At 70.4% G+C, this 9,356-nt stretch carries 9 protein-coding genes; 4 read left to right on the top strand and 5 right to left on the bottom strand.

The window, feature by feature from the left end:
• Position 1 precedes the first annotated feature (1 nt).
• A complete protein-coding gene (locus tag VIM26_RS24610) occupies positions 2-2,236 on the top strand; it encodes a glycoside hydrolase family 3 N-terminal domain-containing protein (RefSeq protein ID WP_331955969.1) in 2,235 nt (744 codons plus the stop codon).
• Between the two features lie 113 nt (positions 2,237-2,349).
• Here the strand turns inward: VIM26_RS24610 and VIM26_RS24605 are convergent, their stop codons facing one another.
• Genes VIM26_RS24605 through VIM26_RS24595 form a run of 3 tightly spaced genes read right to left on the bottom strand, consistent with a single transcriptional unit; the run spans position 2,350 to position 4,890 of the window.
• Positions 2,350-2,526 (bottom strand): hypothetical protein, encoded by a 177-nt coding sequence (locus VIM26_RS24605; protein WP_331955968.1) that lies wholly within the window; start codon positions 2,524-2,526, stop codon positions 2,350-2,352.
• On the bottom strand, positions 2,523-3,839 hold the full coding sequence (locus VIM26_RS24600) for a xylulokinase (protein ID WP_331955971.1): 1,317 nt from the start codon (positions 3,837-3,839) through the stop codon (positions 2,523-2,525). Before VIM26_RS24600 ends, VIM26_RS24605 begins: the two co-directional genes overlap by 4 nt.
• Positions 3,840-3,876: 37 nt before the next feature.
• Positions 3,877-4,890, bottom strand: coding sequence for a zinc-dependent alcohol dehydrogenase (locus VIM26_RS24595; RefSeq protein WP_331955967.1), 1,014 nt, complete (start codon positions 4,888-4,890; stop codon positions 3,877-3,879).
• Positions 4,891-5,161: 271 nt separating this feature from the next.
• Between VIM26_RS24595 and VIM26_RS24590 the strand changes: the two genes are divergently transcribed.
• A complete protein-coding gene (locus tag VIM26_RS24590; RefSeq protein ID WP_331955966.1) occupies positions 5,162-5,359 on the top strand; it encodes a hypothetical protein in 198 nt (65 codons plus the stop codon).
• Positions 5,360-5,404: 45 nt separating this feature from the next.
• Here the strand turns inward: VIM26_RS24590 and VIM26_RS24585 are convergent, their stop codons facing one another.
• Both VIM26_RS24585 and VIM26_RS24580 read right to left on the bottom strand, forming a co-directional pair.
• On the bottom strand, positions 5,405-6,322 hold the full coding sequence (locus VIM26_RS24585; protein WP_331955965.1) for a DUF4349 domain-containing protein: 918 nt from the start codon (positions 6,320-6,322) through the stop codon (positions 5,405-5,407).
• Between the two features lie 90 nt (positions 6,323-6,412).
• Positions 6,413-7,198, bottom strand: coding sequence for an alpha/beta hydrolase (locus VIM26_RS24580; RefSeq protein WP_331955964.1), 786 nt, complete (start codon positions 7,196-7,198; stop codon positions 6,413-6,415).
• Between the two features lie 336 nt (positions 7,199-7,534).
• Here VIM26_RS24580 and VIM26_RS24575 point away from each other — a divergent pair, with 336 nt between their 5' ends.
• Both VIM26_RS24575 and VIM26_RS24570 read left to right on the top strand, forming a co-directional pair.
• A complete protein-coding gene (locus tag VIM26_RS24575) occupies positions 7,535-7,753 on the top strand; it encodes a hypothetical protein (protein WP_331955963.1) in 219 nt (72 codons plus the stop codon).
• Between the two features lie 157 nt (positions 7,754-7,910).
• Positions 7,911-9,269, top strand: coding sequence for an MFS transporter (locus VIM26_RS24570; protein ID WP_331955970.1), 1,359 nt, complete (start codon positions 7,911-7,913; stop codon positions 9,267-9,269).
• Positions 9,270-9,356 lie beyond the last annotated feature (87 nt).

Below are 9,356 nucleotides of genomic sequence, written 5' to 3'. Positions count from 1 at the left end.
CCTGCTGGCCCGCATGACCACGGCGGAGAAGGTGGGCCAGCTGCTGCAGCTGAACGCCCAGGACGACCTCGAGGACATCGTCGTGACCAGGCACGCCGGGTCGATCCTGCATGCCTCCCCCGAGCGGTTGATGGACGCGATCGCGTTGGCGGCGCAGACCCGGCTCGGTATCCCCCTGCTGACGGCCGACGACGCCATCCATGGCCACTCCTTCTGGCCAGGTGCGACCATCTTCCCGACCCAGCTGGGCATGGCCGCAACGTGGGATGCCGACCTGATCGAGCAGGGCGCGCGAGTGACCGCCGTCGAGGTGGCCGCAACAGGAATCCACTGGGTCTTCTCACCCGTCTTGTGCATTACCCGTGACCTGCGCTGGGGTCGCGTCGGCGAGACGTTCGGCGAAGACCCGTTCCTGATCTCAGAGTTCGGTGCGGCGATGATCCGTGGCTATCAAGGTTCCGGCCTCGACGACCCGACAGCGGTCCTGGCGTGCGCGAAGCACTTCGCCGGCTATTCCGAAACCCAGGGCGGCCGGGACGCCAGCGAGGCCGATATCAGCCGGCGCAAGCTCCGGTCATGGTTCTTGCCGCCGTTCGAGCGGGCCGCGAAGGAGGGTTGCCGGACGTTCATGCTCGGCTACCAGGCGATGGACGGGGTTCCCGTCACGGCCAACCGATGGCTGCTCAACGACGTCCTGAAACAGGAGTGGGGATTCACCGGAACGCTCGTCACCGATTGGGATTGCGTCGGCCGCCTGGTGCGGGAGCAGAAGGTGTGCGCCGACGACACCGAGGCCGCCGCGGTCGCTCTCCTCGCCGGCAACGGCATCGTGATGGCCACGCCGGGCTTCTTCGAAGGCGCGCTGGCGGCGCTGGCCAGCGGCCTGATCTCCGGCGCCGACATCGACGCCGCGGTGAGCCGCATCCTTCGCATCAAGTTCGAGCTGGGGCTTTTCGAGAACCCGCGGCCACCCGACCAGACCCGACAGGCAGAAGTGATCGGCCGCGGTGAACACGCTGCATTGAATCTGCAGATGGCCCGCCGGTCATTGGTGCTCCTGAACAACGATGGAACGCTGCCGCTGGACGGCGGGCCGGCACCACGCACGCTGGCTGTGGTCGGGCCCAACGCCGACGATCCAGATGCTCAGCTGGGTGACTGGGCCGGCTCCTCCGGACAGGCCGACTGGATGCCCGACGGCCATCCCCGCGAGACCGTCGAAACCGTGCTCGACGGCTTTCGCGCCGTCGCCCCGGCCGACTGGACGGTCACGCACGCTCCTGGTGGCGAGATCGGGGTTCTCAAACCGCACCCGGACGGCCCTCTGTTTCCCGACGGTCAACCCCGCTCGCCGGTGCTCGAACCCGCCTCTGCGGACCCGGCGATGATCGCCGAGGCGGTGGCCGCCGCGCAGTCGGCGGACTACGTGATCGCCGTCGTCGGCGACAACGTCGCCCTGACCGGCGAACTGACCTCCACCGCGACCCTGGAGCTCGTCGGCACCCAGGTCGCCCTGCTCGACGCGCTGGCCGCCACCGGCACGCCGATGATCGTTGTCCTGGTCAACTCCAAACCGGCAGTCCTACCCCAGTCGGCCCTCAACGCCGCCGCGCTCATCCAGGCGTTCAACCCCGGCATGCGCGGCGGACGGGCCATCGCCGAGCTGATCCTGGGCCAGATCGAACCGACCGGGCGGCTACCGGTGTCCTTCGCCCGGCACGTCGGCCAGCAACCCGTGTACTACAACGTCCTGCGCGGCCAACGCGGCGACCGCTACGCCGACCTCACCCAGGACCCGCAGTTCGTCTTCGGTGAAGGGCTCAGCTACTCCACCGTGACGTATGCCGATCTCGTCGTGAACACCCCAGAGCTGAACCCGGATGCGACCATCCGCGCCGAGGTGACGCTCACCAACACCGGCGACCGCCCCGCGCTCGAGACCATTCAGGTGTACATCAACGACCTGGTCACGAGCGTGACCTGGGCGGAGAAGGAACTCAAGTCCTACCAGCAGGTCCTTCTCGCCCCTGGCGAGTCCGCGACGGTGGACCTCGAGCTGCCCGCCGCGTCCTGCACCTTGGTGACAGCCGACGGCCGCCGAATAGTGGAACCCGGCGAGTTCGAGCTGCTCGTGGGACCCAGCTCGCGGACCAAGGACCTTTTGCGTGCCACCTTCCGAATCGGCGTCGACAGTTCGGCGCCCGGAGGCCGCGAATCAGGAGCCTTCCGCAGGTGAGCTCGCGCGGTCCCTGACCACTCCACCGCCCGGTCGAGTCGCCGAACTGGGAGGTGTCGTCGCGCGATTCGACATCGACGACAACGTCTCCCGGCTCGGCGCTGCACCACCGACTATCGGGTCGCGACGACCTCAGCGGCTGCCGCGAGATCCGGGAACAGCCCCCGCAACGCCGGGTACATCCTCCGGTAGACCCCGAACAACGCGTCGTACCCGGCCGCCGACCCCGGGTCCGGCGCGACCTCGCGGCCGTCCCCGACCCAGTTTTCGGAACCTTTGGTGCGCCTCACGCGCACATCCTTCCGAAAGCCGGGCTCCAGGACGCGGCGCTGATCTCGGACTCGGCGCACACCAGCACCGGGCGCTGGGTGATGTCGGTGATGATCCGCATCCAGAGCGCGCTGCGGGCGCCGCCGCCCCCGACCCGGATCGACTCGATCGGTCGGCCGGTCACCTCCTCGAGCCGCTCGAGGTGCAACCGGAGCTCGAAGCCGACCCCCTCGAGGATCGAGCGGTAGAAGTGGGCGGTCGTGTGGCGACCGTGCCAGCCGAGGACCGCGCCGCGCGCCAACGGGTCCCAGTGCGGGGTCTGCGCGGCGTTCCAGTACGGCAGGGTGAGGAGGCCCTCCGCGCCGATGGGCAGCACGGCCGCGGCCGCCTCCAGCTCGGCGCCCGCGACGCCGTCGGCCCCGCGTGCTCCGAACTGCTCCCGGCACCAGGTGGCGACGTACGCGGCCGCGTTGAGCACCGTCTCCAGGGTGTAGGTCCCGGGCCGGATCCCGACGAGGGTCCGGAACGCCGGGTCCCACCGGTACTCGCCCGACTGGACCCCGAGCACCATGGACGTCCCGAGGTTCAGGTAGGCGACGCCGGGAACCGTCGCGCCGAGCCCGAGGCCGGCGGCCTGCCCGTCGCCGATCCCGGCCACCAGCGGGATCGGTCCCGGCAGGCCGAGCGAGCGCGCGACGGCCGGCGAGACCCTGCCGATCTCGTCGCCCGCGGCCACCAGCTCGGGGAGCTGCTCGACGCGAACCCCGGCGAGCTCGAGCAGCTCGGCGGACCAGTCCAGGTGCTGAAGGTCGAAGAGCCCGAGGGTGTCCGCCGAGGCATGGCAGGTCGCCCACCGACCCGTCAGCCGCCGGGCCAGGTACGCCTGGACGTCACCGACGTGCACCGCGTCCCGCAGGACGTCGGGCTCGTGCCGAGCCAGCCACGCGAGCTTGTAGATCGCCGGGGTCGTGTCCGGTGGCTTGCCGGACACCTCATGCACGCGCCTCGAACCGAGCGCGGCGATCTCCTGGTGGGCGCGGCCGTCAAGCCACAGGATCGCCGACCGGAGCGGTCGCCCGTCGGCGTCGAGACACACGAAGGACTCCCGCTGGTGCGTGACGCACAGCGCCCGGACCGCGCCGGGGTCGGCCAGCGTCCCGACGGCGGCGGCGATCGCGTCCCGGGTGGCGACCCACCACTGCTCGGCGTCCTGCTCGTGCCAGGCCGCGCGGGGCTGGCGGGTCTCGAGCGGGCGGGCCGCCTGGGCGACCACCCGGCCGGCGTCGTCGTGGATCACCGCCTTCGACGCCGTCGTGGAGCAGTCGACCGCGATGACCAGCCGGCCCCGCGGCGCGATGTGGGGGCGCTGCTCACGCGCTGGGCGAGACGATGATCTTCAGGCCGAGACGGTCGCTCGCGGCACGGAACGCCTCGCCCGCCTTCTCGATCGGGAAGGTCTGCGAGACGACCGAGGTGACGTCGATGATCCCGGACTCCGTCAGCCGGATCGTGCGCGGGTACATCTCCTTCATCCGCCGCGAGAGCTTGATGGTCAGCCCCTTGCGGCGGGCCACCGAGGCCGGGAACGAGGTGCTGTCGTGGTCCGGGATCCCGGCCAGGACGACCCGGCCACCGGGCCGCACGGCCTCGACCGCAAGCCCCACGGACGCGTCGTTGCCGGCCACCTCGAACGCGACGTCGACGCGCCGGCCGCCGGTCGCGTCCGCGAGCGCGGCGTGGATCGCGGCAGACGACGCGTCGAGGACCGCGTGCGCACCCAGCGCCGCGGCGGCCGCGCGCCGGTGCGCGAGGGGCTCGACGGCGATCACCCGGCTGGCACCGGCGGCCCGCGCCAGCTGGATCAGGCACAGCCCGATCGGCCCGCAACCGATCACGGCCACCACGGCACCTGCCCTGGGTTTGCCCAGGTCGTGGGCGTGCAGCGCCACCCCGAGCGGCTCCAGCATCGCCGCGTCGGCGTTGCTCAGGGCGTCGGGCACCCGGTGCAGGTACGCCGTCGGCCAGGTGACGAACTCCCGCAGCCCGCCGTCGTTCGCACCGTGCCCGGCGAACCGGACGGTCGGGCACAGGTTGCGGTTGCCCTCCAGGCACTGCTCGCACTCCCCGCACGGGATCGCCGGGTCGACGGCGACCCGGCGTCCTGACGCCGGCCCACCCTCGATGACGCCGGCGAACTCGTGCCCGAGGACGAGGGGTCGCGTGAGCTGAGCGTCCCCGATGCCGCCGTCGGAGAACCAGTGCAGGTCGGAGCCGCACAGGCCGACCGCCGTGACGCGGACCAGGCTCTCGCCCGGTCCGGCGACGGGCCGGTCCTCCTCGGCGACTCGCACGTCGCCCACGCCGTGCAACCGGGCCACCTTCATGAGCCGCTCACCGCCGATCGGATCTCCGCTGCCACGCCTGCTCCTCGGGTCATCGCCACCATCGCCGTCCGACATCGTTATCGCAGGCTCGACCGTACCGCCTCGCCGAAACTGTGACGCCGTCGGTCGGCATTCGCCAGACGCCCTGAACACCTCTCGCGTACGCTCGAAAGCAGTTCCAGGAAAGGGACGCACTCGCACCCAAAACCAGTAAGGCGGGGGCCGCCCAATGGGAATCGACCGGACACCAGAGTTCAGCGCGAGTCCGTCGATGACGGTCGGTCGCCAAGGGGCGCACAACGCATCGGTCGATGAGGTCCGACGCAGCACCGGCGCCTGCGCGCAGGTGCATCTGCCGACCGGTCGGATGTGCACCAAGCGGCACAGCCACGACGGTTCCTGCGAGTTCGTGACCCCCGACCAGGTCGAGGCGTCGCTGGCCCGGCATCGGGCGGCCGAGGGCTGGTAGCACCGAGGTTCGGTAGCCCGCCCCCGTGACGTGGCGGCCGGCGGGCTACCCCTGGACGACGGGCGGCGCGACCGGCGGGGCCGCGGGTGGCAGCGTGCCCGGCGGAGCAGCCTGCAAAGGGCCGCGCACCGGGCGCCGGCGCCGAACGAGCCGGACCAGCCACACGACGGCGGCGGTCACCAGCCCGAGGAACGCGGCCCACGGCAGCAGCACGCCGACCGCGATCACCAGCCCGCGCAGCGTGACGAGCAGGACCTTCCAGCCCGCCATGACCCCGGGCCAGAACCCGTTCGGCCCGCCGGCCTTCGTCACCGCCGCCCTGGGCACCAGGTCGAGCGTGATCGTGGCCAGGGCGACCTGACCCGCGAGCCCGGTGCGCTTGGCCTGCAACGCCTCCAGGTCCGCCTGCCTGGTCGAGAGCTCCGACTCGATGGCCAGCAGGTCGCGGCTCGAGGCGGCGGTGCCCATCAACGTCTCGAGCCGGGCGACCGACGCCTTGAGCGCGTCGATGCGCGCGTCCAGGTCCTGCCCCTGCGCGGTCACGTCGGTCGCCGTCAGCTGGACCTCGTCGACCTTGCCGAGGCCCTTGAGCTTGTCCAGGGTCCCGGTCAGGTGCGCCGCGGGGATCCGGACCACGAGCTGCGCGCTCGCCTGACGCTCGTCCGAGGCTGCCTTCTCGATTCGTTCGTCGACCCGGCCACCGGCGGCCTCGACCACCGTGACGGCTCGCTCGGCGGCCTCCGCCGGCTTCGCGACGACGATCCGGACCGTGCCCGTCGTGACGACCTGCCGGTCGACCACCGCGGCCGCCGCGCCGTCGGGCGCCTTCTGCGCGCCGCTGCCCGCCGGCGCCTGCGCGGCCGAGCCGCCGGCGGAGTCCTGGGTCGAGCTGGATCGGGCGCTGCAGCCCGCGAGCAGGCCGACGGCGAGGAGCAGGACCACTGGGCCGACAACGCGTCTCATGCCGCGACCGTACGGGCGGGCACGCCCACCGGCTGCCGGTTGGCGGAATCGTGACCCTCTCGTGACGCCCGCGACCCGTCCGGCCGCCACTCAGGCACCGTGCACCCGAGCGCGGACCCAGTCCAGGGCGTGGTCGGCGACCTCCTCCCAGCCGTCCTGGTTGCACACGAGATGGGACCGGTTCGGGAACGCGCGGTAGTCGAGGACGCTCCCGGGGGCGCGGTACGCGTCGACGTTCTTGCGGATCATCGACGCGGGCGTCAGATGGTCACGATCGCCGGCCAGGAACAGCAGCGGCACGTGCGGGGCCCCGAAGTCGATCCGCGCCTGACGCGTCAAGGTGCTCCGCGGCACGTTCCGGCTCTCCGGCACGACGAGCTGCTCGAAGGCGGCGTTGCTGTCCGGCACGCTCATGGTGTTGGCGAACGTGTAGTGGAACCGCTCGGGGGTCATCACGACGGGCCGGTTTCCGGCCAACGGATTCACGTGCGGGAAGTTGGCTCGGAAGAAGTGCGGATCGAAGAAGACGATCCCGCGTGGCGGCGCGGAGCTGATCGCGACGCCGGCCGCCGCGTACCCGTCGTTGACCAGCTTCTGGACGAGGAGGCCGCCGATCGAGTGCCCGATGAGGATCGGACGTTCCGGGAACCCGTCGAGGAAGCCCTTCAGCGCCCCGGTCACGTCCGCGAACGTCAACGCGCCGAGGCCAGGGTCGATGTTCGCGCGCAGGTCGGCCGGTTCGCCCCGATGGAAGGGCCACGACGGGGTGTGGGTGAGGTATCCGCGGGCGGCCGCGCGCTCGGCCCAGGCATTCCAGCTCGAACCGGTCATGTACATGCCATGAATGAACACGAGGTTCGCGGGCGCCTGCACCATGGATGAAACGTACTCGCCGGCCGCCCGGCGAGCTCGACCTCAGTGCAGGCCTCAGTGCAGGCCTCAGTGCAGCGAAAGTGCACCACAATGCCTCATTCACTGCACTCTGGCTGCACACAGCGATGCACTGAGCCCGCACCCTCATGGGATTTGAAAGCACCGACCCGACGTCGAGCTCGGGGAGGCGGGCGAACGGACCTGGTTCGGATCTGGGTTCAGACAGGATTGCGTGACAGACCCCGGTGCCGACCCGGCGGCCGCCCTTTCGGGTGGATCGCCGAAGCATGGCCAACAGACCTATGGACAATTGCGCACGCCGGGAGCATCGTCTTTCCCATGGGTGAGCTCATCGCGCTGCCGCTGTCGGGATCCACCGTGCTGCCCGACGTCCGCGGCGAGCATCGGGCCCTCCAGGTCACCTGGCACTCCGGCGACGACGTGTTCGTCGTGAGCACCTGGCGCGCCGGCCATTGCGTTGCGAGCTCTCGACTGACCCCTGCGAATGCCGCCGCGCTGATCAGCGCCCTGAGCGAAGGTCTCGCCCGGCGCCCGTGAGCTGCCGTTCGTCCCTGTAGTCCGGCGCCGTGACCGGCGTAGGCTCCGCCGCGACCCGGGCCCCCAACCAGTTCCCGTGCCCGACGGCGACGTGCCGCTCACCTCGCCGTGCGGCAATGACGCCGCGCCCGGGCGCAGCGAAAGGACGATCGTGACGATGCCGCATGACACCGAACGCGAAGCGACCAAGGAAAAGTCCGTGGCGGGGAACATCCTGCGCGGCTCGATGGGAAACCTCGTCGAGTGGTACGACTTCTACAGCTTCACGATCTTCGGCACCTACTTCGCGCACGCCTTCTTTGCGAGCGGCAAGGAGGACACGGACCTGCTCGGCGTGCTCGGCATCTTCGCCGCAGGTTTCGTCATGCGCCCGGTCGGGAGCTGGTTCTTCGGCCGGTATGCGGACCGGAAGGGTCGGCGTGCCGCGCTGACGGTGAGCGTGCTGATGATGGCGGGCGGCTCGCTGCTGATCGCCGTCACGCCCGGCGTCGACACGCTCGGCGTCGGCGCCACGATCCTGCTGTTCGTCGCGCGGCTGGTGCAGGGCTTCTCGGTCGGCGGCGAGTACGGCACCAGCGCGACCTACATGTCGGAGATGGCCACCCGGAAACGGCGCGGCTTCTACTCCAGCTTCCAGTACGTGACGCTGGTCAGCGGCCAGGTCCTCGCGTTGATCGTGCAGATCATCCTTCAGTCGACGCTCAGCGACGAGGACCTGCACGACTGGGGCTGGCGCATCCCGTTCGTGATCGGCGCCCTCGCTGCCGTCACGGTGATGTGGATGCGCCGCGGGATGACCGAGTCCGTCCCGCAGGAACAGCTGGACGCCGCGAAGAACGCGGTCCGTGGGGAGGCCGCGCCCGGGACCTTCCGCCTGCTGCGTCAGCACTGGAAGGCGTTCCTCACCGTCATCGGCCTGACCATGGGCGGCACCGTCGCGTTCTACACGTTCACGACCTACATGCAGATCCTGATGCTCGGCACCCTGAAGGAGAAGTCGACGGTCACGACCGTCAACTTCTTCGCCCTGCTCATCTTCATGGTGCTGCAGCCGGTGTACGGGATGATCTCGGACCGGATCGGGCGCAAGCCGCTGCTGCTCTGGTTCGGGATCGGCGGGGTGCTCTTCACCTGGCCGATCATGAACGCGCTCAGCCACACCGCGAGCCCGCTGCTGTCGTTCTTGCTGATGATGGGCGCGCTGCTCATCGTGCTCGGCTACACCTCGATCAACGCCCTGGTGAAGTCGGAGCTCTTCCCGCGCTCGATCCGCGCGCTGGGCGTCGGCCTGGGCTACGGCATCGCGAACGCCTTGTTCGGCGGCACCGCCCCGTTCATCGGCAAGGCGCTGCACACCGCGGGCGCCGACGGCGTCTTCTTCACGTACGTGACGGCGTGCATCGCAATCTCCCTGGCCGTCTACATCTGGGCATTCAGCAACAAGGGCCCGACCCAGCTGGACGTCGAAGAAGGCGACGCCTTCGACCAAAAGACCAAGGAGCCCGCGCTGACGTAACCGCCGGCGACCGATCCGATTCCCCCGAACCACAAACTAAAACCCGTAACGTCCGAGCGTTGACGTCCTATAGGACGTCAACGCTCG

The organism is Pengzhenrongella sp. (assembly GCF_036565025.1).
GTDB lineage: Bacteria > Actinomycetota > Actinomycetes > Actinomycetales > Cellulomonadaceae > Pengzhenrongella.
Note: the sequence above shows the minus strand (reverse complement) of the source record. Positions and strands in the feature narration are given on the sequence as shown.